Genomic DNA, 24217 nt, shown 5'->3' with positions numbered 1-24217 from the left:
TTTCGGCCTGCGTAGGCCCCGCACGGGACGCCACGGCCCGCTCAACCGAACAGCCGGCGCGCCTGCACCGAGCCGGCCGACAGGTCTCGCCCGTCGAGCGTGTCGTAGAGCTTTTCCAGGTCGGCGCCGATGCCGTCCATCGCGTCCTCGCGCAAAGGCTGGCCGTTCTGGTCGGTGACCACGCCGTCCATCGCCTGAGCCAGCGACGCCGCCGCCTCGCGCAGCCGGGTGAAGGGCTGCTCCTGACGGTAGACCTGCGCCACGTCCAGGCTCAGCTGTACTTCGCGGATCGCCGACTGGGCCGGGTCTTCGGCGAGTGCGGCCTGGGTATCGAAGGCCAGGGTCAGCACCGGCGGCAGGCCGGCACCCGAGATCGCGGGCAAGGCCATGCGGCCCGGGATCACGCCGGGCACGAAGCCCAGGCGGGCCGCGTTCTGCTGCACGTAGCCGGGGCTCCAGGCGGCGGCGCGGGCGCGCAGGACGAAGGCGAGCTGGGCGTCGTGGTCGCTGGCGAATTGGTCCAGTTCGCGGGCGCGGGCCACCTCGTCGCGCATCTCGGGGAAATCCGGCGCGGCGTTGAGCGCGTCGGCGAAGCCCTGGGTCTTCATCACGAACTCGGAAAATTCGATGTCGTTGAGCGCGCCGGTGCGGTTGGCCAGTTGCACGCCGGCCTGGAACGCCCGGTAGCGCTGGCCCGCCACCGGGGTTTCCCAATGGCCGGTCGCGTCGTTCAAGCCTTCGATCGCGAAGGGCTTGCTGCCCACGCGGCGGGTGGTGGGCGCCGCTGCCAGTGCCGCATCGCCCGAGGCCACGCCTTCGAGGGCCAACGGCGCGATCACGTCGATCAGCGGATCCAGCCCAGGCTTCTTCTCGGGCACCGGCAGGTTCGGCAGCGTAGCCAGGGCCGGATCGCCGCCCTCGCCCACCGCCGCCAGGTCGGCACCGTCGAACGCCGGCTCATGCCGCTCGCCGGGCTCTTGCGGCGCATTGGCGTCGGCTGCGGCCGGCGCAGTCGGCTCGGCCTGCTTCGGCGCGTTGCGCCGGGACGTCCAGGCGCTGTGGGCCACGATGGCCGCCAGCACCACGCCACCGGCCATCGCAAGGCTGATCTGCAAGGTGCTCATGGTCGGAAATCCTTTGGGATGCGAAAGATCGTCATTCTAATTTTCGGTTTCTCAACAAGTTCAGCAGCCCATGATTGGATGAGGCCAGCGCAGCGACGCCGACAGACTCAGAACGCCGTGGGTCCGGCTCCGCCGGCCCGCCAGCGTTGCCCCCGCAGGGGGGTAGGCGAAGACACGAAGTGCGCAGCCTGGGGGAGACTCAAAGCCCCGCGAGGGCGGACTCCATGTCCACCGCCACGATCCGCGACACGCCCTGTTCCTGCATCGTCACCCCGATCAGCTGCTCGGCCATCTCCATCGCGATTTTGTTGTGGCTGATGAAGAGGAACTGTGTCTCTTTGCTCATCGCCGCCACCAGCTTGGCATAGCGCTCGGTGTTGGCGTCGTCCAGCGGCGCATCCACCTCGTCCAGCAGGCAGAAGGGCGCGGGGTTCAGCTGAAAGATCGCGAACACCAGCGCGATCGCCGTCAGCGCCTTCTCGCCGCCCGACAGCAGGTGGATCGTCTGGTTCTTCTTGCCGGGCGGCTGGGCCATGACCTGCACGCCGGCGTCGAGCACCTCTTCGCCGGTCATCATCAGCTTGGCATTGCCGCCGCCGAACAGCTCGGGGAACATGCGCCCGAAATGGCCGTTGACGATATTGAAGGTGCCGACCAGCAGCTCGCGCGTCTCGGCGTCGATCTTGCGGATCGCGTCCTCCAGCGTGGTCATCGCCTCGACCAGGTCGGCGGTCTGCGCGTCCAGGAAGGTCTTGCGTTCGCGGGCGGTGCCCAGCTCTTCCAGCGCGGCCAGGTTGACCGCGCCGAGTGCCGCGATCTCGCGGTTGCCGCGGTCGATCTCGCCCTGCAGGCCGGTCATGCGCACGTTGCCGGCGGCGATCGACCGGGCCACCGCCTCCAGGTCGGCCTGCGCATCGGTCAGCAGCGCGTCGTACTGCTCCAGGCCCAGGCGCGCGGCCTGCTCCTTCAGCTGGAATTCGGTGATGCGCTGGCGCAGCGGATCGAGTGCCCGCTCCAGCTGCAGCCGGCGCTCGTCGCTGGCGCGCAGCTTGGTGGTCAGGTCGTCGTACTCGCTGCGGGCCGCGCCCAGGGCGGCCTCGCGGCCCGCCTTCAGCTCTAGCGCCGCCTGCAGCCCGCCCTGCGCCGCGGCATCCGACAGCCGCGCCAGTTCTTCGGTGGCGCGCGCTTCTTCCGAGGCCAGCGATCCGGCCTGCTGCGCGGCCGTATCGATGGCGCGGCCCAGCTCGGCGCGGCGCGATTCCAGGCTGCGGCGGGCGAAGGTCGCCTCCTGCGCCTGGCGCTCCAGGCTGCGCTGCTGCTCGCGCGATTCGTTGACGCGGCGCTCGGCGTCGATCACCCGCTCGTCCAGCTGCGCATGCCGCTCCTGGCTGTCGGCCAGCTGCATGTCGAGTTCCTCGAAGCGGGCCTCGGCGGTCACCCGGCGCTCCTGCAGGTCGTCCAGCAGCGCATCGACCTCCCCGAGGTCGGCGGCGATCTGCTCGCTGCGGGCGCGGACCTGCTCGGCCAGCTGGCCCAGGCGCAGGGTCTCGACCTGCAGTTCGTGGGCGCGGCTCTGGGCTTCGGTCGCGTCGCGGCGGGCGGCGACCAGGCGCTGCGAGGCGTCGGCACAGGCGGCCTCCGCACGGACCAGGGCCGAGCGGGCCTCTTCGCCGATCAGGGCCTGGGCGCGCAATTGCTTTTCCAGGTTGTCGATTTCCTGCGCGCGGGCCAGCAGGCCGGCCTGCTCGGAATCCTGCGCATAGAAATCGACGCCGTGCGCGGTCACCGCATGGCCTTCGGGCACATGGATCGATTCGCCGGGTCGCAACTGCGCACGGGCGGCCAGCGCCTCTTCCAGGCTGGCGGCGGTGTAGCGGCCGTGCAGCCAGTCGGCCAGCAGCGCCCGCTGGCCGGCGTCGTGGAGCCGCAGGCGGTCGATCAGGCGTGGCAGGGCCGCGTCGCCCGCGGGCGCGCCGGCCACGGGCGGGCTGTAGAACGCCAGCTTGGCCGGCGGCGCGTCGGAAGCGAAGGTCCGCACCAGGTCCAGCCGGCCGACTTCCAGCGCGCCCAGGCGCTCGCGCAGCGCGGCCTCCAGCGCGTTCTCCCAGCCCGGCTCCACCTGCAGCCGGGTCCAGAGCGCCTGCAAGCCGTCCAGGCCGTGCCGGGCGAGCCAGGGCTGCAGCTTACCGTCGGTCTTGACCTTGTCCTGCAGCGCCTTCAGTGCCTCCATTCGGGCCGAGAGATCGGCCTGGCGGGCGCTTTCGGCGTTGACCGCCTGCTGGCGGCCGCGGCGCTCGTCGTCGAGCCGGGGCAGCGATTCCTGCAGGTCGTGCAGCCGGGCACCGGCCTCGGAAGCGGCTTCCTGCGATTCCTCCAGTTGCTCGCGCAGGTTGGCCAGCCGCGCCTCGTCGGGTGCGGCCAGCGCGTTGCGGTCGGCCGACAGGCGCTCGCGCCGCTGTTCGAGCTGGCGCGATTGCTCTTCCACGTTGCGCTGCTCGGCGGCCAGCACCTGGATCTGCTGGTGCACCTGGGTGACGGTGGCCCGCTGCTCGCCGGCTTTTTGCTGCGCCTGGCGCAGGGCGTCCTCCAGGTCGGGCAGCTGCAGCGCCTGCTCTTCCACCTGGGCGGCCAGCAGCTCGGCTTTTTCTTCGGCGTCCTCGCCCTGCTCGGCCAGGGTTTCCAGCTCGGCCTGGGCGTCGTCCCGCCGGGTGGCCCACTGGCCGACCTGCTCCTTCAGCGTGGCCAGCCGCTGCTCCACCCGCTGGCGGCCCTCGACGACGAAGCGGATCTCGGCCTCCAGCCGGCCGACCTCGGCGCTCGCCTCGTACAGCCGGCCCTGCGACTGGTTGACCTGGTCGCCGGCGGCGTAGTGCGCCTGGCGGATGGTCTCCAGCTCGGTCTCGATGTGGCGCAGGTCGGCGGTGCGCGACTCCAGGTCGTTGACCGCCTGCAGCCCGTCGGCGCGTACCCTGGCCTGGTCGGCCTCGCTCTCGCTGCGCTTCAGGAACCAGAGCTGGTGCTGCTTGAGCGTGGTGTCGCCCAGCAGGGCGTTGTACTTCTGCGCCACCTCGGCCTGCTTCTCGAGCTTTTCGAGGTTGCCGTTCAGCTCGCGCAGGATGTCCTCGACCCGGGTCAGGTTCTCGCGGGTGTCGGAGAGGCGGTGCTCGGTTTCGCGGCGGCGCTCCTTGTACTTGGAGACGCCCGCGGCCTCCTCCAGGAACAGCCGCAGCTCCTCGGGCCGCGATTCGATGATCCGACTGATGGTGCCCTGGCCGATGATCGCGTAGGCCCGCGGGCCCAGGCCGGTGCCGAGGAACACGTCCTGCACGTCGCGGCGGCGCACCGGCTGGTTGTTGATGTAGTAGCTGCTGGTGCCGTCGCGGGTCAGCACCCGCTTGACCGCGATCTCGGTGAACCGGCTCCAGGCGCCGCCGGCGCGGTGGTCGTTGTTCTCGAACACCAGCTCCACGCTGGCCCGGCTGGAGGCCTTGCGGGTCGTCGTGCCGCTGAAGATCACGTCTTGCATCGACTCGCCGCGCAGCTCGCTCGCCTTCGACTCCCCCAGCACCCAGCGCACCGCGTCCATGATGTTGGACTTGCCGCAGCCGTTCGGCCCGACCACGCCGACCAGTTGCCCGGGCAGCAGGAAGTTGGTGGGTTCGGCGAAGGATTTGAAGCCGGACAGCTTGATGGAGTTGAGGCGCACGGGAGGGCAGTTGCGTGGAAATGTCGCGGCCGCCGGGTCGGCACTGCGGCTGGCGGCGTGGGGCGAATGATAAAGGCCCGCTCTGCGGCCGCCGGGCAGTGCCGTGGTCGCAGGCGTCCATCGCGTCCGGGCTGGTGTGCGGACGTCCCGGTGGACCACGCGTAACTACTGGCTCTCCCCCTCCTCCAGGTGGGGAAGAAATTCGTGCACCAGCGCTTTCACGGCTCTGGACTGCAATGCATCCCGTGATTTCTTGAGAGGATCGCGCGATGGATTCCCGGACAGTTTTTCCTTAGAGTGGCTGAAGTCCAGCGGATGCACCGTCTGCATCAATGCCATGTGGCCGGATGGCGAAACCACCATCTGCGAAAAGCGCCGGGATGACATGAGGTGTCCGCCGTTGCCAACCTGGACTGCCCAGAAATCGCGCTCCGCGACGCTCGTCTTCAGCGGATGGGGGTCGTCGTCTCGGGCGAGGCGCCTCACGACATCCACTTCGAAGCCGCCGGCATTGACGGCCGTGTACAACTGGTCGTCGCGCAGATCGAACGTAGGGTCGACCTTCTGCAGAACCGACAGCAGCGATTCGTGCTGGTGGCCCAGGATAGCCGAGAGCGTCAGGCGTTTCTGCGTGTCCATCAGCAGATCGATGTCCTGCGTGGTGGTGGCCTCATCCACCAGACGCACGCCGCACGCGCTTTCGTAAGCGAACAGGGCATGGGTACCGACTGTCAGGAAATGACTGGCGATGCCGGCCGCGTGCAGTTGGTTCAGGATGTCCACCACGATTTGCGGCGTGCGCCCCACCCTGTGCGCACGATTGAGCCGCTGCTGCGTTTGCATGGCTGTACGCAATCCGCCCAGCCTGGCAGTGACGGCATCCTTGCGCGCCATGAAGCGCCTGTAGATGGCCTCATTTTCCTCGGACTTCGGGCCCAGCGAAGTCTGGGAGTTGTCCCGATGGGTGCGGATCAGGTACGTGTGGCCCTTGACGTCACGCCACAGCATGGAGCCCCGCACGGTGGCCGCCGTCTTTTCCGCATCGCGTGCGGCTGTGAACACCGATTCGGCATCGATGTACTGCTTCTTCTGTGCATCGTTTAGTTCCAGCCAGAACATGGTTTCAGTATGAATGCGAAAATGCGCATTTTTATACTGAAACTCGAATGTGTGTGAATTCTCGGGTCCGCCACGCTGGATCAGTCCAAGTCGCTAGGACCGGGGTCCGTCATCCGACACACGATGGCGTGGCCGCGGATATGCGGCACCCTGGAAAAGCAAAAGCGCCCCCAGGATGCCCACGCCCGAAACGACCAAGCAGAAAACAGGCAGGGCCGCAGCCGATGCCAGCTGCCCCATGGTGAACGACACCGAGAAGATGCCCAGATTCAACAGGCTGACGTGGTAGGAATTGATGGTGCCCCGGTACCGGTCCGACAGGGCGCTCAACCGGGCATGGTGCAGCGGCCCGGCGCAACCGTAGCCGAAAGCCCAGGGCACGCCGGCCAGCGCCAGGGGCAACAGCGCATCGATGGGCAGCAGGAAGGCCAGGATGCCGGTGGCCGACACCAGTGCCATCAGCGGCAGCGCGCGGTCGCCCAGCAGCCGATGCAGGCGCGCGTTGGACATGTTCCCGGCGATGACGGCCACACCGTAGAAACCGGCCAGGAGGCCCGCATCGGTGGGCGACAGGGCCAGCTTGCGTGCGCACACCGCGGCCACCACCGCGCCGAATCCCGCCACCCAGCCCAGCCACAGGTAACTCGCCGAGAGCCGCAGCACGGCACCGGGTACCGACAGCGCCTGGCGGTGCGCGGCACCGAAACCCGGGGCTGTCGTGCTTCCACCGCGCGTCCGTGACGGAAACACGGCCGAGACACGCCACAGCACGACCACGGCGGCGCCCGACAAAAGGTAATAGGCACTTTGCCAGCCCGCCGTATCTGCCAGCCATCCTGCCACTGCGGGCGTCAGGACAAAGGCCAGCATCAGCCCGATGAATACCCGCCCTATCAACCGCCCCACCTGGTCGGCGGGTGCCTCGTCGCCCACCAGGGACAGCGCATTGGGCTGGATGATGGCGGCGCAGACGCCGGTCAGGGCCGACAGCGCGACGGCTGCGGTGAGGTGGGGCGCAGATGGCACCAACGCGCCGAAAAGGGCAAAGCCGCACAACCCGGCCTGCAAGGGCCGCCTGCGACCGAATCGGTCCGAGAACGGACCCGCGAGCAGCGCGACCGCGGCGTACGTTAGGCCATATGCGGCGGGCAGATAGGCGATCTTCGCGGGTGCCACCCCGAAATGCGGCCCCATGAACGCCATCATGGGGCCGGCGACGACTTCTGCGGAGCCTATGAGGAACAGGCAGCCGAACAAGACTCCCAGTTGTCGGCGGCTCATCGGCGAAGTGTTGTCTCAGGTCGCCGACAAGCTTTCACTGCGCCGAACATCGTCGGCCGCCACGACCGGTTCAAACCGCGACCGCGGCCGCTCGTGACTTCGGCGCACCAGGGTCGGCCAGCTCTTCCCGCAAGCGCCTCGCCGCCTGCACCATGTGCGCCAGCGCCGCTTCGGTCTCCACCCAGCCGCGCGTCTTCAGTCCGCAATCGGGGTTGATCCACAGCTGCTCCGGCGGCACGACCTGCGCGGCCTTGCGCAGCAGATGCAGCATCTCTTCGACGGCCGGCACGCGGGGCGAATGGATGTCGTAGACGCCGGGACCGATCTCGTTGGGATAGCGGAAGTCGCCGAAGCCGCGCAACAGCTCCATGCCCGAGCGGCTGGTCTCGATGGTGATCACGTCGGCATCCATCGCGGCGATGTCGGGGAGGATGTCGTTGAACTCGCTGTAGCACATGTGGGTGTGGATCTGGGTGTCGTCGCGCACGCCGCTGGCGCTGATGCGGAAGGCGCGGGTGGCCCAGGCCAGGTAGGATTTCCAGCCCGCACGGCGCAGCGGAAGGCCTTCGCGGATCGCGGGCTCGTCGATCTGGATGATGCCGATGCCGGCCTGCTCCAGGTCGACCACCTCGTCGCGGATCGCCCAGGCGATCTGCTCCGTCGTGGTGGCACGCGGCTGGTCGTCGCGCACGAAGGACCACTGCAGGATGGTGATCGGGCCGGTCAGCATGCCCTTCATCGGCCGGTCGGTCAGGGACTGGGCATAGCGGGCCCATTCGACCGTCATCGGCGCGGGCCGGGCCACGTCGCCGAAGAGGATCGGCGGCTTCACGCAGCGCGAGCCGTAGCTCTGCACCCAGCCGTTGGCAGTGAAGACGAAGCCGTCGAGCCGCTCGCCGAAGTACTCGACCATGTCGTTGCGCTCGGCCTCGCCATGCACCAGCACATCGATGCCCAGGGCTTCCTGCTTGCGGACGGCCAGGGCGATCTCGGCCTCCATCGCGGCCCGGTAGCCCTCGGCGTCCAGAGCGCCGCGCTTGAAGGCGGCGCGGGCGGCGCGGATTTCGGCCGTTTGCGGGAAGGAGCCGATGGTGGTGGTGGGCAGCGGCGGCAGATGGAAGCGGGCACGCTGCTGCGCCTGGCGATGCGGGAAATACGACTTGCGGCTGTCGTCGCCCGAGGCGCTGCGAGCCAGACGCAAGGCCACGTCGGCGCGGTGCACCCGCGGGCTGGCGCGGCGGCTGGCCACGGCCTGGCGTGCGGCCTCCAGCGCCGACCGCACGTCGGCGGCGCGGCCCTCGATCGCGGCGCGCAGCGTGGCAAGCTCGTCGAGCTTCTCCACCGCGAAGGCCAGCCAGGTTTTGACCTCCGGGTCGAGCGCCGTTTCGCCCGCCAAGCCGAAGGGCACGTGCAGCAGCGAGCACGACGGCGCCAGCCACAGCGGTCCCTGGTGCTTGGCCGCGACCGGCGCCAGCCGCTCCAGGGCGGCGTCGAGGTCGGTGCGCCAGACGTTGCGGCCGTCGACGATGCCGACCGACAGCACCTTGTGCGCCGGCAGCCAGTCGGCGATGCCGGTCAGCTCGTCGGCGGCGCGCACCGCGTCCACGTGCAGCCCGGCGGTCGGCAGCTGGCAGGCCAGGCGCAGGTTTTCCTTGAGCGGCGAGAAGTAGGTCGCCAGCAGCAGCTTCGGTCCGCTGCGGGCCAGTTGCCAGTAGGCGGGCTCGAAGGCGTGGCGCCATACGTCGGGCAGGTCGAGGCCCAGGATCGGCTCGTCGAGCTGCACCCATTCCACGTCCAGCAGCTTGAGCCGCGCCAGGATGTCCTCGTAGACAGGCAGCAATTGGTCGAGCAGGCCGAAGCGGTCGAAGCCCTCTTCCTTCTCCTTGCCCAGCCACAGGAACGACAGCGGCCCCAGCAGCACCGCCTTGACCGGGTGGCCGGCCCGACGCGCCTGGGCCACCTCGTCGAACAGGCGCTCCGACGCCAGCCGGAACCGGGTGGCGGCACCGAACTCGGGCACCAGGTAGTGGTAGTTGGTGTCGAACCACTTGGTCATCTCCAGCGCCGGGCGGCCCTGGGCGGAGGGGCCGTGGCTGCAGCCGGCATCGTCGTGCGCGCCGCCGGCCGCGACGCCGCGGGCCATCGCGAAGTAGCGGGCGATCTCGGGCTCGTTCCCGTGGAAGCCGAAGCGCGCCGGCTCGCACCCCAGCAGCTGGATGTGGTGCGCCACATGGTCGTACAGCGCGAAATCGCCGACGGTGACCAGGTCGAGCCCCGCCGCCCGCTGCAGTGCCCAGTGGCGTTCGCGCAAGTCGGCGGCGGTGGCCTCCAGCGCGGCGGCGTCGGTCTCGCCCCGCCAATGGCGCTCCAGGGCGAACTTCAGCTCGCGCTGGGCGCCCATGCGCGGAAAACCGAGGGTGTGGATCTGGACGGAAGTGCGGGTCATGGCAGAACGTGGGCGTTGTGGAACAGGGTGACAATCGTCCGGCCGCTGCGTTTATTATTCAAACGAAACGTTTTGTCGTATAACTTGAAAATCACTAATGAGCCCTTCGATCCTGGAAGTACGCCATTTGCGCACGCTGGCCGCGCTGCGCGACGCCGGCAGCCTGGTGCGTGCGGCGCAGTTGCTCAATCTGACCCAGTCCGCCCTTTCCCACCAAGTCAAGCTGCTGGAAGACCGCTACGGCACGCCGCTTTTCGAGCGCAAGTCGGTCCCGCCGCAGTTCAGCGCCGCCGGGATGCGGCTGCTGGCGCTGGCCGACGCGCTGCTGCCGCAGGTGGAAGACGCCGAGCGCGACGTCGCCCGGCTGGTGCAGGGCCAGGCCGGGACTTTGCGGATCGCGGTCGAATGCCACACCTGCTTCGACTGGTTGATGCCGGCGATGGACGCGTTCCGCCAGCGCTGGCCCGAGATCGAGATGGACATCGTCTCCGGTTTCCACCCCGACCCGGTCGCCCTGCTGCACCAGAACCGCGCCGACCTGGCCATCGTCTCGGAGCCGGACGAGGACGACACCGCCGCCATCGCCTTCCACCCGCTGTTCAGCTTCGAGATCCGGGCGCTGGTGGCCCACGCGCATCCTCTGGCGGCCCGGCCGTGGCTGTCCGCGCAGGATTTCGCCGACCAGACGCTGATCACCTACCCGGTGCCCGACGAGATGCTCGACGTCGTCCGCCAGGTACTGGCCCCCGCCGGCGTGCAGCCGCTGCGCCGCACCACCGAGCTGACGATCGCGATGCTGCAGCTGGTCGCCAGCAGCCGCGGCGTGGCGACCCTGCCGGTGTGGGCGGTGCAGGGCTACCTGGAACGGGGCTATGTGAGAGACCGGCCGATCGGGCCTAAGGGATTGACCGGCCGCCTGTTCGCGGCGACGACCCGTGCCGCGGCGGCGCGGCCTTACATGGCGGATTTCGTGAGCGTGGTGCGGGAGACGTGTTTCCTGAGCCTGAAGGACATCGTGTTGCTGTGAGGCGGGCGAACGGCCATGGCGGCGGCGGCAAGCGCATCAGAGAAAAATCGACCTCCAGCCGGCGCTGATCGCGGGCCACCAGCTATCGATTCGATAGCATTCGGATAAAGCGGGCAACTCGCCCTTGTCGGTGGCAGAGTCGTCTTGCCCGTCGCCCGGCATGTACAAAACACGCTTGTATTACAAGCAAAGTTTGAATATTCTATGAATTCAAACTTTGCTTGTAATAAATGAACGCCACCACCAGTGCCGCCCGACTCGCCGAAATGCTGGAGCGGCAGCGCATCGCCCGGACGCAGACCCGGGGCGACCTGGTCCGGACGACCGGGCTTTCGTACCAGTCGCTGCAGAAGATTCTGGAAGGCCGCGCGGATTTCCGCGTCTCCAGCCTGCTGGCGCTGGCCCATGCGCTGGGGCTGGAGGTGGCGCTGGTCCCGGCGGCGCTCGGAACGGCGATGCCGGTCGGCGCCACCGCCGCGCCCGCTGCCGCACCGATGACCGACGGCGCACCCGCCAGCGCCGTCGCCGCGGCGCTGGCGCGCCTGCGGCCACCGCCGGTCGATGCCGCCCCGCCGCCGGCCCGCCGGCGCACCCCGGGCAAGGGCCGGCCATGAACGTCGACCTGCTCGTCATCCGGGTGCGCGACACCCGCGTCGGCATCCTGTTCCGCTACGCGGCCGAAGGCGCGGCGCCGGTGATCCGCTTCGTCGCCGACGACGCCTATGCGGCCGCACCGCCCGGCACGGTCGATCTGCTGGGCCAGACCTTCGTCGCCGACCGGCCCGAGCAGCAGCGCGCCCTGCTGCTCAACGTGCTGGACGCCCGCTTCAACGGCGTGACCGGCCGCGGCGGCGACCACCAGTTGCCGCCCTTCTTCCAGAGCCTGCTGCCGGAGGGGATCTTTCGCGACCACGTGGCGCAGCAGGCCGGCTGCGACCCGAAGGATCATTTCCGCATGCTGGCCGCCTGCGGGCTGGACCTGCCCGGCGCGGTGACCGCCCGCTGGGAGGACATCGACCGCGGCACCCTGCAGCACCTGGTCACCCAGGACCAGGACGCGCTGGAGCTGTCGGTCGGCGCGGCGCCGACGCAGGACGCGGTGTCGCTCTCGGGCGTGCAGCCCAAGCTGTCGGTGCTGCGCGACGCCACCGGCCGCTACGTGGGCCGCACCAAGCTCTCGGAGCACGGCGGCGGCGCGCAGCCGACCGACACGCACATCATCGCCAAGCTGCCCGCCGTGGGCTACCCGCGGATGCCGGAGGTCGAGCACCTCTCGCTCTCGATGGCGCAGGCCGCGGGCGTGAACACCTGCGCCCATTCGCTGGAGGCGCTCGCATCCCTGCTGGAGCCCCACCGCTACGACCTGGGCGACGAGGGCCGCCAGCGCTTTTTGGCGGTGCAGCGCTTCGACCGGTCGCCGCAGGGCCGGATCATGTGCGAGGACTTCGCCCAGGTGCTGGGCGTGCCGCCCGAGGAAAAATACAGCCGCAGCTACGCCGAGATCGCCGCAGTGCTGCTCCACCTGCCGGCCTGCGGCGAGCCGGCGGTGCACGAACTGCTGCGCCGCCTGACGGTCAACGAACTGCTCGGCAACGCCGACGCCCACCTGAAGAACATCGGCCTGATCTACCGCGACGGCCGCACCGCCGAACTCTCGCCCGCCTACGACGTGGTGGCGCTGTGCCTCTACGGCGTGCGCTCCGGCCACGCGCTGCGGCTGCTGCCCTCCGCGCTGGAAACACCCGGCGCGGCGACTCAGTCGCTGCTGTCGCCGGTGGCCGTGCGCGAGTTCTGTCGCGCCCTGGGGCTGGTGCCCGGCCCCGCCAGTGCGGTGGTGCGGCAGACGGTGCTGGCCGCTGCGAAGAGCTGGCCCGCGCTGATCCGGGATGCGTCGGTGACGCGCCAGCAGCAGGCCACGCTGTTGCGGCGCATCGGCGCGCATGTGCTGACGCGGCAGGTGCTGGCGCGCAATCCGCAGTTGGTGGGGGAATGGGGTGTGGCAGATGCGGTCGGGGCTGGCTGATCGGGTCGTTGTGCGTGGAGGGAGGATGGCGTTATCCGGGCTCGCGCCGACGGCGTACTCTGCTCCGCGAATGTCCCCCGCGACGGGCTCCCTTCAGCGCGGCAGGAGCGAGGGGGATCGTATTAGGAGGAGCCGAAGGCGGGGGACATTCGCGGAGGGGGTCACCCGGCGATCCCGGCCCAAGGCACCACCCACGCCCAGACCTCCCGAATCCCAGCAACCTCGGAACCGCCCACCGCTATTAATTAGATAGCTAGAGGTCGACGCCGATAGACGACCACAGCCACTTTCGATGCCAGAAAAAGATCAGTCGGCCGTGATCTTCCGGTCCACGATGATCTTCTTCCACTTGGCCGCGTCGGCAGCCACCATCTGCCCGAACCGCGCCGGCGTCGACTGCACCGGTTCGATACCCAGCCGTGCGAGCTTGTTGCGCGTAGCCGCATCGGCCAGCGCCTGGTTGGCGGCCGCGTTGACCTTGGCGACCAGGTCGGCCGGCAGCCCGCGCGGGCCGTAGAGGCCGAACCAGGTGTTGGACTCGAAGCCCGGCAGCACGTCGGCCACCGGCGGCAGGTCGGGCGCCAGCGGGCTGCGTTTGAGCGAGGTGACCGCCAGCGCACGCAGCCGCCCGTCGCGCACGAACGGCAGGCCGGTCGGCAGCGAATCGAAGATCACGTCGAGCTTGCCGCCGATCAGGTCGGGCATCGCCAGCGCGGTGCCCTTGTAGGGGATGTGCGTCACGAAAACGCCCGCCTGCGCCTTGAACAGCTCGGCCGTCAGGTGGACGATGGTGCCGGTGCCGCTGGAGCCGTAATTGAGCTTGCCCGGGTTGCGCTTGGCGTGGTCGATCCACTGCTGGACCGTCCTGGCCGGCGAGTCGTTGGGCACCAGCATGATGCTGGGCGCGTTGCCGACATGGGCGATGGGCGTGAAGTCGCGCACCGTGTCGTAGGGCAGCCGGGGGTTGATCGCCGGGCCGATGGCGTGGGTGCTGGAGGTCGTCAGCAGCAGCGTGTAGCCGTCGGGCGCGGCCTTGGCGCCCGCATCGGCACCGATGGCACCGCCGGCGCCGGGCTTGTTGTCGATGATGACCGACACGCCCAGCACCTCGCCCAGCTTCTGGGCCAGGGTGCGGGCGAACAGGTCGGTCGCGCCCGCGGCGGGGAACGGCACCACCAGCCGGATCGGCTTGGAGGGCCAGGCGGCCTGGGCGTGGGCGAAGGAATGCGTGAGGGCGGTCGCAGCGCCGGCTGCGACGAGAAGGAGATGCTGGCGTCGTTTCATCCGGCGAGTATCCGATACCGGCGCCCTCGCCGCTCGCGGCCGGCGGGACCGGGGGCGGGGCCTACTGGTACTTCTTCTCCATCGCATCCCACTCGGGCTTGCGCACCAGCCGCTGCCGCTCGGCGAACGGGGTGACCAGCGCCGGGTCTTCGTCGATGCGGCGGGTGTCGCGCAGCACCGTCAGCGCCTTCTGCATGCCGGCCACCGCACCCTGCAGCGCGGCGTTGGCGTACAGCACCAGACCGTAGCCCAGGCCGGCCAGCTCGTCGGCGCCGAAGATCGGCGTCTTGCCGCCGATCACCATGTTCATCAGCTGCGGCCGGTCGAGCCGCTGCGGCAAGGCGCGGATCTCTTCGGCGGTGGTGACGGCCTCGACGAACAGGATGTCGGCGCCCGCCTCGCCGAACTTCTGCGCCCGCTCCACCGCCGCCTCGAAGCCCTGGGTGGCGCAGGCGTCGGTGCGGGCCATGACCAGCAGGTCGGGGTCGCGCCGCGCATCGACGGCGGCCTTGATCTTGCCGAGCATCTCGTCGGTGCCGATCACTTCCTTGCCCGAGAAATGGCCGCAGCGCTTGGGGCTGACCTGGTCTTCGAGCTGGATGCAGTCGGCGCCCGCACGCTCCAGGGTGCGCACCGCGTGGTAGGTGTTGAGCGCGTTGCCGAAGCCGGTGTCGGCATCGACGATCAGCGGCACCTCGACCGTGTCGCGGATGCGGGCGGTGTGGTCGGCGATGTCGGTCAGGCCCATGAAGGCCTGGTCGGGCAGGCCGAACCACATGTTGGTCACGCCGGCGCCGGTGACGTAGATCGCCTCGAAGCCCAGGTCTTCGACCACCCGGGCCGAGAGTGCGTTGAAGGCGCCGGGGACCAGCAGGCCGCGGCGTTGTTCGGCCAGCCGGCGCAGGAGTTTCTTGGTGCTCATATGGGTTTTCTCGTTCATTGTTCGGCGGCGTAGGCGCCCGGGGTAGCGATCACGTCCCCGGGCACGCGGACCCAGCCCTCCATCAGCACCCGGGCGCTGCGGCTCATCAGGGCCTTGGTCACCGTCCAGGCGCCGGCGCTCTGGGTGGCCTCGGCGCCGACGCGCAGGGTGCCCGACGGATGGCCGAAGCGCACCGCGCCGCGGGCGCCGCCGCCGGCCGCCAGGTTGACCAGCGTGCCCGGCACGGCGGCCGCCGTGCCGACGGCGACCGCGGCGGTGCCCATCATCGCGTGGTGCAGCTTGCCCATCGACAGGGCCCGCACCAGCAGATCGACCTCGCCCGCCGCCACCGTCTTGCCGCTGGAGGATGTGTAGCTCTTCGGCGGCGCGACGAAGGCGACCTTCGGCGTGTGCTGCCGGCCGGCGGCCTGCGAGACATCGGCGATCAGGCCCATCCGCACCGCACCGTGGGCGCGGATCGCCTCGAACATCGCGAGCGCCTTCGGATCCTCGTTGACCGCGCCCTGCAGTTCGGTGCCGGTATAGCCGAGGGCCTCTGCGTTCAGGAAGATGGTGGGGATGCCGGCGTTGATCATCGTCGCCTGGAAGCTGCCGACGCCCGGCACCTCCAGCGTGTCGACGAGATTGCCGGTCGGGAACATCGCGCCGCCGCCCTCGCCTTCGCCCTCGTCGGCCGGGTCCAGGAACTCGAGCTGCACCTCGGCCGCCGCAAAGGTCACGCCGTCGAGTTCGAAATCGCCCGTCTCCTGCACCGCGCCGGCGGCGATCGGCACATGCGACACGATGGTCTTGCCGATGTTGGCCTGCCAGATGCGCACCGTGGCGACGCCGTCGGGCGGAACGCGGGCGGCATCGACCAGCCCGTTGGCGACGGCGAACGGCCCCACCGCGGCCGAGAGGTTGCCGCAGTTGCCGCTCCAGTCCACGAAGGGGCTGTCGATCGACACCTGGCCGAACAGGTAGTCCACGTCGTGGCCGGGCCGGGTGCTCTTCGACAGGATCACCGTCTTGCTGGTGCTCGAGGTCGCGGCGCCCATGCCGTCGATCTGCTTGCCGTACGGATCGGGGCTGCCGATCACCCGCAGCAGCAGCGCGTCGCGTGCCGGGCCGGCGGCCTGCGCGGCCACGGGCAAATCCTGCAGGCGGAAGAACACGCCCTTGCTGGTGCCGCCGCGCATGTAGGTGGCGGGAATCTTGATCTGCGGAGCGAAAGCCATCTGCACATCTCTTTGCGGCTAGGCGTTGGTAGGCACGGCGGCGGGTGGCACGGTCGCGGCCAGGAAATCCTGCGCGAAGCGCTGCAGCACGCCGCCGGCCTCGTAGATCGACAGCTCCTCGGCGGTGTCGAGCCGGCACAGCACCGGCACTTCGATGCACTCGCCGTTCCTGCGGTGGACCACCAGGGTCAGCGTGGCACGCGGGGTGCGGGTGCCCACCACGTCGTAGGTCTCGGAGCCGTCGAGGGCCAGGGTGTGGCGGGTGGTGCCGGGCTGGAACTGCAGGGGCAGCACGCCCATGCCGATCAGGTTGGTGCGGTGGATGCGCTCGAAGCCTTCGGCCGCGATCGCCTCCACCCCCGCGAGGCGGACGCCCTTGGCCGCCCAGTCGCGGGACGAGCCCTGGCCGTAGTCGGCACCGACCACGATGATCAGCGGTTGCTTGCGGTGCATGTAGGTCTCGATCGCCTCCCACATGCGGGTGACCTCGCCCTCGGGCTCGACACGGGCCAGGGAGCCGGGGCGCACCGTGCCGTCGGAGTTGCGCACCATCTCGTTCCTGAGCGTGGGGTTGGCGAAGGTGGCGCGCTGGGCGGTCAGGTGGTCGCCGCGGTGGGTGGCGTAGGAGTTGAAGTCTTCCTCCGGCACGCCCATCTTGTGCAGGTATTCGCCGGCCGCGCTGTTCATCATGATCGCGTTGGAGGGCGAGAGGTGGTCGGTCGTGATGTTGTCCGGCAGCACCGCCAGGGGCCGCATGCCGGCGAGGGTCCGCTCGCCGGCCAGGGCGCCTTCCCAGTACGGCGGGCGGCGGATGTAGTTGGATTCGGCGCGCCAGTCGTAGAGCGGGCTCACCCGCTCGCCGGTGCCCTGCTTAAGCGCGAACATCGGCTCGTAGACCTGCCGGAACTGGGCGGGCTTGACGCTGGCCTTGACGATGGCGTCGATCTCCGCGTCCTCGGGCCACAGGTCCTTCAGCCGGATCTCCCGGCCATCGACGACCGCCAGCACGTCCTTCTCGATGTCGAACCGGATCGTGCCGGCGATGGCATAGGCGACCACCAGCGGCGGCGAGGCCAGGAACGCCTGCTTGGCATACGGATGGATGCGGCCGTCGAAGTTGCGGTTGCCCGAGAGCACCGCCGTCGCATACAGGTCGCGGTCCACGATCTCCTTCTGGATGGCAGGGTCCAGCGCGCCCGACATGCCGTTGCACGAGGTGCATGCGTAGGCCACCACCCCGAAGCCCAGCGCCTCCAGGTCGCGCATCAGGCCGGCTTCCTCCAGGTACAGCGTGACCGCCTTGGAGCCGGGCGCGAGCGAGGTCTTGACCCACGGCTTGCGGGCGAGGCCCAGGCGGTTGGCGTTGCGGGCCAGCAGCGCCGCGGCGATCACGTTGCGCGGGTTGCTGGTGTTGGTGCAGCTGGTGATGGCGGCGATGATCACCGCGCCGTCGGGCATCATGCCCGGCTCGTCCCGCCACGGTGCGGCGATGCCCTTGGCGGCCAGGTCGGTCGTCGCCACCCGGGCATGCGGGTTCGACGGGCCGGCCATGTTGCGCACGACGCTGGAGAGGTCGAAGGCCAGCACCCGCTCGTACTCGGCGGTCGCCATGCTGTCGGACCACAGGCCGGTGTGGCGGGCGTAGGTCTCGACCAGCCGCACCTGCGCGTCGGCGCGGCCGGTCAGGCGCAGGTAGTCGATCGTCTGCTGGTCGATCGAGAACATCGCGGCGGTGGCGCCGTACTCGGGCGCCATGTTGGAGATGGTGGCCCGGTCGCCCAGCGTGAGCGCGGCGGCGCCTTCGCCGAAGAACTCCAGGTACGCCCCCACCACCTTCTGCTTGCGCAGGAATTCGGTCAGCGCCAGCACGGTGTCGGTGGCGGTGATGCCCGGCTGCGGCCGGCCGGTCAGGCGCACGCCGACGATGTCGGGCAGGCGCATCCAGGAGGCGCGGCCCAGCATCACGCTCTCGGCCTCCAGCCCGCCGACGCCGATGGCCACGACGCCCAGCGCATCGACATGCGGCGTGTGGCTGTCGGTGCCGACCAGGGTGTCCGGGAAGGCCACGCCGCCCTGGGAATGGACCACCGGCGACATCCGCTCCAGGTTGATCTGGTGCATGATCCCGTTGCCCGGCGGGATCACCTCGACGTTCTCGAACGCGAGCTTGGTCCAGTCGATGAAGTGGAACCGGTCGTCGTTGCGCCGGTCCTCGATCGCACGGTTCTTCTGGAACGCATCCGGGTCGAACCCGCCGCACTCCACCGACAGCGAGTGGTCCACGATCAGCTGGACCGGCACCACCGGATTCACCTTGGCCGGGTCGCCGCCCTGCTCCGCGATCGCGTCGCGCAGGCCGGCCAGGTCGACCAGGGCGGTCTGGCCCAGGATGTCGTGGCAGACCACGCGCGCCGGGAACCACGGGAAATCGTGGTCGCGCCGGCGCTCTATCAACTGGACGAGCGACTGCTCCAGGATCGCCGGATCGCAGCGGCGCACCAGGTTCTCGGCATGCACCCGGGCGGTGTAGGGCAGCGTGTCGTAGGCCCCGGGCCGGATCGCATCGACGGCGGCGCGCGCGTCGAAATAATCCAGTGCGGTGCCCGGCAGGTTCTCGCGGTGGGCGGTGTTCATCGTGGGTGCTTCCAAGGCTTGGGGCCGCGGGGGCCGGGATCGCCCGGGGCGCGTGGGCCACGGGTCGTCGTCCGCCGGTGTCGGTCGGGCTGCGGGGTGCCGGCGGCCGCCCCGCAGCGGGTGGATCAGGCGCGGTCCTGGATCGGCACGAACCGCTGGTCCTCGGGGCCGGTGTAGTTGGCGCTGGGGCGGACGATCTTGTTGTCGATGCGCTGCTCGATCACGTGGGCCGACCAGCCGGCGGTCCGGGCGATCACGAACAGGGGGGTGAACATCGCGGTCGGCACGCCCATCATGTGGTAGCTCACCGCGCTGAACCAGTCGAGGTTGGGGAACATCTTCTTGGCGTCCCACATCACCGATTCCAGCCGCTCGGCGATGTCGAACATCTTGCGCGAGCCCGCCGCATCCGACAGCTCGCGGGCCACGTCCTTGATCACCACGTTGCGCGGGTCGCTCACCGTGTAGACCGGATGGCCGAAGCCGATCACCACCTCCTTGGCCTCGACGCGGCGGCGGATGTCGGCCTCGGCCTCGTCGGGCGTGTCGTAGCGCTTCTGCACCTCGAACGCGACCTCGTTGGCGCCGCCGTGCTTGGGGCCGCGCAGCGCGCCGATGCCGGCGGCGATCGCCGAATGCATGTCGGAGCCGGTGCCGGCCACCACGCGGCAGGCGAAGGTGGAGGCGTTGAACTCGTGCTCGGCGTACAGCACCAGCGAGGTGTGCATCGCGCGCTCCCAGCGCTCGGGCACCTTCTTGCCGTGCAGCAGGTGCAGGAAGTGGGCGCCGATCGAGTCGTCGTCGATCTCCACCTCGATCCGCACGCCCTTGTGCGACCAGTGGTACCAGTAGAGCAGCATCGAGCCGAGCGAGGCCATCAGCTTGTCGGCGATGTCGCGGGCGCCGGGGGTGTTGTGGTCGTCCTTCTCGGGCAGCACGCAGCCGAGGGCCGATACGCCGGTGCGCATCACGTCCATCGGATGGGCGCTGGGCGGCAGTTGCTCCAGGACCGTCTTGACCGCGGCGGGCACGCCGCGCAGCGAGCGGAGCTTGGCCTTATAGCCACGCAGCTCGCCGTCGTTGGGCAGCTTGCCGTGCACCAGCAGGTAGGCGATCTCCTCGAACTCGCAGCGGGTGGCGATGTCGAGGATGTCGTAGCCGCGGTAGTGCAGGTCGTCGCCGGTCTTGCCGACGGTGCAGAGCGCGGTGTTGCCGGCGGCGACGCCCGAGAGCGCGACGGCTTTCTTGGGCCTGAAGCTGCCGGGTGCGGCTGCGGCGGCTGCGGCTGCGGTGGTGGGGGTGTCGGCCATGCGTGTCTCCTGGATCGGGGGCTGGACGCGGTCGGGCGCGCCGCCTGCTTCGCAATATACGCAAAGTCGGCCGGCCGCCGCAGGTCGACGAGAGCCGCAGCGGCTTCGTCTCCTACACCACCGCGCCGGGCAAATCCGCGGCCCGAACGGAGCTTTCGGCGCCTCGGCCCGGCGGGCCACCCGCCGCGGTGCCGGCCGGTGCGGGCAGCACCACCGGCTGGCTGTGCCAGATCTCCTCGGCGTACTGCGCGATCGTGCGGTCGGAAGAAAACGGTCCCATGCCCGCGACGTTGAGGATCGCCTTGCGGGTCCAGGCGTCCGGATCGCGGTACAGCGCGTCGACCCTTGCCTGCGTCTCCAGGTAGCTGGCGAAGTCGGCCAGCAGCAGGTATTTGTCGCCCCAGTGGACAAGGGTGTCGAAAATCTGCTGGTAACGGGCCGGCTCGGCTGGCGAGAAGCTGCCGTCGCGCACCGCGTCCAGCACCGCATTCAGCACCGGGTCGGCCTGGTAGTACGTCTGGGGCTGGTAGCCGGAGACGCGCAGCGCTTCCACCTCGGGCGTGGTCTTGCCGAAGATGAAGATGTTGTCGTCGCCCACGTTCTCCCGCATCTCGACGTTGGCGCCGTCGAGCGTGCCGATGGTCAGCGCGCCCGACAGCCCGAACTTCATGTTGCCGGTGCCCGAAGCCTCGGTGCCGGCGGTGGAGATTTGCTCCGACAGATCGGCCGCCGGGATCACGATCTCGGCCAGGCTCACGCTGTAGTTGGGCACGAAGACCACCTGCAGCAGCCCCCGGGTGCGCGGATCGGCGTTCACCACCGCCGCCACGTCGTTGATCAGCCGGATCACCAGCTTGGCCATCGCATAGGCCGATGCGGCCTTGCCGGCGAACACCACCACCCGCGGCACATGGTCGCCCGTCGGGTCGGCCACGATCCGCTGGTAGCGGGCGATCACGTGCAGCAGATTGAGCAGCTGGCGCTTGTACTCGTGGATGCGCTTGACCTGCACGTCGAACAGCGCCTCGGTGTTGAGGGCGATGCCCATGTGGGCCTGCGCCCAGGCGGCGAGCCGCTCCTTGTTGGCATGCTTGGCCTGGCGGAACGCCTCGGCGAAGGCCGCGTCGGTCGCCAGCGGACGCAGCCCGGCCAGCAGGTCGAGGTCGCGGCGCCAGTCGCGGCCGATGTGCTGGTCGAGGAGCCTGGCGAGGGGCGGGTTGGCCTGCGCCAGCCAGCGGCGCGGCGTGACGCCGTTGGTCTTGTTGTTGAACCGGGTGGGGAAGATGCGGGCGAAGTCGGCGAAGATCGACTGCGTCATCAGGTCCGAATGCAGGCCCGACACGCCGTTGACCGAATGGCTCACCAGCACCGCCAGGTAGGCCATGCGCACCCGGCGCTCGCCGGATTCGTCGATCAGGGACACGCGGCGCATCAGGTCGGCGTCGTGCCGGCCCTGCTGCGCCAGGCCCGAGAGGAACCGGGCGTTGATGTCGAACACGATCTGCAGGTGACGCGGCAGGATGCGGCCGAGCATCGCCACCGGCCAGGTCTCCAGCGCCTCGTGCATCAGCGTGTGGTTGGTGTAGCTGAAGATGCGCTGCGCATGGCCCCAGGCGGTGTCCCAATCCAGGCCGTGCTCGTCGAGCAGCAGCCGCATCAGCTCGGGCACCGCCAGAACCGGGTGGGTGTCGTTCAGGTGAATGCTGATCTTGTCCGAGAGCCGGTCGAAGCCGGCGTGGGTGCGCAGGTAGCGGTGCAGCAGGTCCTGCATGCTGGCGCTGCAGAAAAAGAACTCCTGGTGCAGCCGCAGTTCGCGGCCGGACTCGGTCGAATCGTCGGGGTCGAGCACCCGCGACACGTTCTCCGACTGGTTCTTTCGGTCGACCGCCGAGCGGTAGCTGCCGCGGTTGAATTCACCCAGGTCGATCTCTTCGGTGGCGCGCGCCGACCAGAGCCGCAGCGTGTTCGTAGCCTGGGTGCCGTAGCCCGGGACGATCGTGTCGTAGGCCATCGCCAGCACGTCCTGGGTATCGACCCAGTGCGCCGCGCCGTATTCGGTGCGGCCCTCGACCCGGCCGCCGTACCGCACCCGGTAGACCACCTCCGGCCGCTGGAATTCCCACGGGTAGCCGTGGGTCAGCCAATAGTCGGGCACCTCGACCTGCTCGCCGTCGACGATGGTCTGGCGGAACATGCCGTATTCGTAGCGGATGCCGTAGCCGAAGCCCGGCACGCCCAGAGTCGCCATCGAATCCAGGAAACAGGCGGCAAGCCGGCCCAGGCCGCCGTTGCCCAGGGCGGCGTCGGGCTCCAGGTTGCCGATGTCCTCCATCCGCACGCCGAAGTCGGCCAGGGCCTGGCGCAGCGTCTCCTGCGATTCGATCGCCAGCAGCGCGTTGGTGAAGGTGCGGCCGATCAGGAATTCCATCGACAGGTAGTACACCCGCTTGACGTCCTGCTCGTACTGGGCGCGGGTGGTGGCCATCCAGCGCTCGACCAGCTGGTCGCGCACCGTCAGCTGCGCCGCATGCAGCCAGTCCTCGGGCCGGGCCGCGACCGGGTCCTTGCCGACGGCGTAGATCAGCTTGTTGGCCAGCGCGCGCTTCAGGGCGGCGACGTCGCGGTCGGGATGGTCGTACTGGAAATCCGGAGTCGGAACGGCGGTGGTGAAAGGCATTGGCTACCCGGAAACAGGAGAAAGTGGGTGACCCGCAATGATGCATCAACCGTGCCTGCACGCCCCCGGGCAGGCCGGTGCCCGCGTCGCGATGCCGCTGCCGACCGAACGACAAAGGGCGGCCCGGGCCGCCCTGTCATGCCCCGTGACGCCACGTCACAGCCTGGCGAGCATCTCGCGCGTGATCAGCACCACGCCGCTCTCGGTGCGCTGGAAGCGCGCGGCGTCGAGCGCCGCGTCCTCGCCCACCACCAGGCCGTCGGGAAGGCGGCACTTGCGGTCGATCACCACCTTCTGCAGCCAGCAGCCGCGGCCGATGGTCACGTCGGGCAGGATCACCGCCTGGTCGATGTTGCAGTAGGAATGCACCCGCACGCTGGAGAACAGCACCGAGTTGGTCACCTTCGAGCCCGAGACGATGCAGCCGCCCGAGACGATGGTGTTGGTCGTCATGCCGTGCTGGCCGTCGCGATCGGGCACGAACTTGGCCGGCGGCAGCTGCTGCGAGTAGGTCCAGATCGGCCAGTCGGTGTCGTAGATGTCCAGCTCGGGCGTGATGTTGGCCAGGTCGAGGTTGGCCGACCAGAAGGCGTCGATCGTGCCGACGTCGCGCCAGTAGGGCGCCACGCCCTCGACCTGCGGCACGCACGACATGCCGAACGGATGCGCCAGCGCCCGGCCCTCGGCGACGGCCAGCGGGATGATGTCCTTGCCGAAATCGTGGCTGCTATGAGGGTTGGCGTCGTCGGCCTCCAGCAGCTTGTACAGGTATTCGGCGTCGAACACGTAGATGCCCATGCTGGCCAGCGCCACGTCGGGCTTGCCGGGCATCGCGGGCGGATCGGCCGGCTTCTCGACGAAGGCCTCGATCTTGCGGCTGGCGTCGATCGCCATGACGCCGAAGGCCGTCGCCTCCATACGGGGTACCTCCATGCAACCGACGGTGCAGCCCAGGCCGCCCTCGACGTGGTCCTTGATCAGCAGCGAATAGTCCTGCTTGTAGACGTGGTCGCCGGCCAGCACCACCACGTACTCGGGGCGCTTCGAGCGGACGATGTCCAGGTTCTGGTAGATCGCGTCGGAGGTGCCGCGGTACCAGTGCTCCTCGTCGATCCGCTGCTGGGCCGGCAGCAGGTCGACCATTTCGTTCAGTTCGGGCCGCAGGAAGCTCCAGCCGCGCTGCAGATGGAGCAGCAGCGAATGGGATTTGTACTGCGTGAGCACCGCCATCCGCCGGATGCCCGAGTTCAGGCAGTTGGAGAGCGCGAAATCGATGATGCGAAACTTGCCGCCGAAGTACACCGCCGGCTTGGCGCGACGGTCGGTCAGCTCCTTGAGCCGGGATCCCCGCCCACCGGCCAGTACGAGGGCCATGGAACGTCGGACCAGTTGGTGGGTCTGGAGATTGTGTGGCATAGGTCGCGTG

The 24217-nt window shown here is 69.4% G+C and carries 15 protein-coding genes; 3 read left to right on the top strand and 12 right to left on the bottom strand.

Annotated elements, in window-relative coordinates:
• Nucleotides 1–41: 41 nt before the first annotated feature.
• From DFQ15_RS05335 to metE, 5 genes are all read right to left on the bottom strand, one after another.
• The gene (locus DFQ15_RS05335) at nt 42–1124 is read right to left on the bottom strand and encodes a cell division protein ZipA C-terminal FtsZ-binding domain-containing protein (protein WP_110464981.1); all 1083 of its coding nucleotides are present in this window, start codon (nt 1122–1124) and stop codon (nt 42–44) included.
• Between the two features lie 199 nt (nt 1125–1323).
• Entirely contained in the window at nt 1324–4830 is a 3507-nt protein-coding gene (gene smc, locus DFQ15_RS05330) for a chromosome segregation protein SMC (protein WP_110464980.1), read from the bottom strand.
• A gap of 165 nt (nt 4831–4995) precedes the next feature.
• Nucleotides 4996–5949, bottom strand: coding sequence for a GSU2403 family nucleotidyltransferase fold protein (locus DFQ15_RS05325; protein WP_110464979.1), 954 nt, complete (start codon nt 5947–5949; stop codon nt 4996–4998).
• 93 nt (nt 5950–6042) lie between these two features.
• A complete protein-coding gene (locus DFQ15_RS05320) occupies nt 6043–7230 on the bottom strand; it encodes an MFS transporter (RefSeq protein ID WP_110464978.1) in 1188 nt (395 codons plus the stop codon).
• Nucleotides 7231–7300: 70 nt separating this feature from the next.
• Entirely contained in the window at nt 7301–9676 is a 2376-nt protein-coding gene (gene metE / locus DFQ15_RS05315) for a 5-methyltetrahydropteroyltriglutamate--homocysteine S-methyltransferase (protein WP_110464977.1), read from the bottom strand.
• A 97-nt stretch (nt 9677–9773) separates the two neighbouring features.
• Between metE and DFQ15_RS05310 the strand changes: the two genes are divergently transcribed.
• From DFQ15_RS05310 to DFQ15_RS05300, 3 genes are all read left to right on the top strand, one after another.
• The gene (locus DFQ15_RS05310; RefSeq protein ID WP_110464976.1) at nt 9774–10703 is read left to right on the top strand and encodes a LysR family transcriptional regulator; all 930 of its coding nucleotides are present in this window, start codon (nt 9774–9776) and stop codon (nt 10701–10703) included.
• A gap of 230 nt (nt 10704–10933) precedes the next feature.
• Nucleotides 10934–11317: a helix-turn-helix domain-containing protein gene (locus DFQ15_RS05305; RefSeq protein WP_110464975.1), complete on the top strand. Its 384-nt coding sequence runs from the start codon at nt 10934–10936 to the stop codon at nt 11315–11317.
• The gene (locus DFQ15_RS05300) at nt 11314–12726 is read left to right on the top strand and encodes a type II toxin-antitoxin system HipA family toxin (RefSeq protein WP_110464974.1); all 1413 of its coding nucleotides are present in this window, start codon (nt 11314–11316) and stop codon (nt 12724–12726) included. The genes DFQ15_RS05305 and DFQ15_RS05300 overlap by 4 nt, the downstream gene beginning before the upstream one ends.
• Before the next feature lie 306 nt (nt 12727–13032).
• Here the strand turns inward: DFQ15_RS05300 and DFQ15_RS05295 are convergent, their stop codons facing one another.
• The 7 genes from DFQ15_RS05295 to glgC form a co-directional block, all read right to left on the bottom strand.
• Nucleotides 13033–14010 (bottom strand): Bug family tripartite tricarboxylate transporter substrate binding protein, encoded by a 978-nt coding sequence (locus tag DFQ15_RS05295; protein ID WP_110464973.1) that lies wholly within the window; start codon nt 14008–14010, stop codon nt 13033–13035.
• A 61-nt stretch (nt 14011–14071) separates the two neighbouring features.
• On the bottom strand, nt 14072–14932 hold the full coding sequence (locus tag DFQ15_RS05290; RefSeq protein ID WP_110465036.1) for an isocitrate lyase/PEP mutase family protein: 861 nt from the start codon (nt 14930–14932) through the stop codon (nt 14072–14074).
• A gap of 14 nt (nt 14933–14946) precedes the next feature.
• Complete coding sequence (gene prpF / locus DFQ15_RS05285) at nt 14947–16170, bottom strand: 2-methylaconitate cis-trans isomerase PrpF (RefSeq protein WP_110464972.1); 1224 nt, start codon at nt 16168–16170, stop codon at nt 14947–14949.
• A gap of 18 nt (nt 16171–16188) precedes the next feature.
• A complete protein-coding gene (acnD, locus tag DFQ15_RS05280; protein ID WP_110464971.1) occupies nt 16189–18804 on the bottom strand; it encodes a Fe/S-dependent 2-methylisocitrate dehydratase AcnD in 2616 nt (871 codons plus the stop codon).
• 125 nt (nt 18805–18929) lie between these two features.
• The gene (gene prpC, locus DFQ15_RS05275) at nt 18930–20114 is read right to left on the bottom strand and encodes a bifunctional 2-methylcitrate synthase/citrate synthase (protein ID WP_110464970.1); all 1185 of its coding nucleotides are present in this window, start codon (nt 20112–20114) and stop codon (nt 18930–18932) included.
• 112 nt (nt 20115–20226) lie between these two features.
• Nucleotides 20227–22791: a glycogen/starch/alpha-glucan phosphorylase gene (locus DFQ15_RS05270; RefSeq protein WP_110464969.1), complete on the bottom strand. Its 2565-nt coding sequence runs from the start codon at nt 22789–22791 to the stop codon at nt 20227–20229.
• 156 nt (nt 22792–22947) lie between these two features.
• Entirely contained in the window at nt 22948–24207 is a 1260-nt protein-coding gene (gene glgC, locus DFQ15_RS05265) for a glucose-1-phosphate adenylyltransferase (RefSeq protein WP_110464968.1), read from the bottom strand.
• Nucleotides 24208–24217 lie beyond the last annotated feature (10 nt).

It is taken from the genome of Xylophilus ampelinus (assembly GCF_003217575.1).
GTDB classification, from domain to species: Bacteria; Pseudomonadota; Gammaproteobacteria; order Burkholderiales; family Burkholderiaceae_C; genus Xylophilus; species Xylophilus ampelinus.
The sequence above is the reverse complement of the archived record's forward strand: the minus strand, read 5'-3'. Positions and strand labels throughout refer to the sequence as shown.

What these genes read in the sequence shown, in the direction of transcription:
- DFQ15_RS05335 (WP_110464981.1), bottom strand. Translation starts at nt 1,124, where the DNA reads ATGAGCACCTTGCAGATCAGCCTTGCGATGGCCGGTGGCGTGGTGCTG.
- DFQ15_RS05325 (WP_110464979.1), bottom strand. Translation starts at nt 5,949, where the DNA reads ATGTTCTGGCTGGAACTAAACGATGCACAGAAGAAGCAGTACATCGAT.
- DFQ15_RS05320 (WP_110464978.1), bottom strand. Translation starts at nt 7,230, where the DNA reads ATGAGCCGCCGACAACTGGGAGTCTTGTTCGGCTGCCTGTTCCTCATA.
- metE (WP_110464977.1), bottom strand. Translation starts at nt 9,676, where the DNA reads ATGACCCGCACTTCCGTCCAGATCCACACCCTCGGTTTTCCGCGCATG.
- DFQ15_RS05310 (WP_110464976.1), top strand. Translation starts at nt 9,774, where the DNA reads ATGAGCCCTTCGATCCTGGAAGTACGCCATTTGCGCACGCTGGCCGCG.
- DFQ15_RS05305 (WP_110464975.1), top strand. Translation starts at nt 10,934, where the DNA reads ATGAACGCCACCACCAGTGCCGCCCGACTCGCCGAAATGCTGGAGCGG.
- DFQ15_RS05300 (WP_110464974.1), top strand. Translation starts at nt 11,314, where the DNA reads ATGAACGTCGACCTGCTCGTCATCCGGGTGCGCGACACCCGCGTCGGC.
- DFQ15_RS05295 (WP_110464973.1), bottom strand. Translation starts at nt 14,010, where the DNA reads ATGAAACGACGCCAGCATCTCCTTCTCGTCGCAGCCGGCGCTGCGACC.
- DFQ15_RS05290 (WP_110465036.1), bottom strand. Translation starts at nt 14,932, where the DNA reads ATGAGCACCAAGAAACTCCTGCGCCGGCTGGCCGAACAACGCCGCGGC.
- prpF (WP_110464972.1), bottom strand. Translation starts at nt 16,170, where the DNA reads ATGGCTTTCGCTCCGCAGATCAAGATTCCCGCCACCTACATGCGCGGC.
- acnD (WP_110464971.1), bottom strand. Translation starts at nt 18,804, where the DNA reads ATGAACACCGCCCACCGCGAGAACCTGCCGGGCACCGCACTGGATTAT.
- prpC (WP_110464970.1), bottom strand. Translation starts at nt 20,114, where the DNA reads ATGGCCGACACCCCCACCACCGCAGCCGCAGCCGCCGCAGCCGCACCC.
- DFQ15_RS05270 (WP_110464969.1), bottom strand. Translation starts at nt 22,791, where the DNA reads ATGCCTTTCACCACCGCCGTTCCGACTCCGGATTTCCAGTACGACCAT.
- glgC (WP_110464968.1), bottom strand. Translation starts at nt 24,207, where the DNA reads ATGCCACACAATCTCCAGACCCACCAACTGGTCCGACGTTCCATGGCC.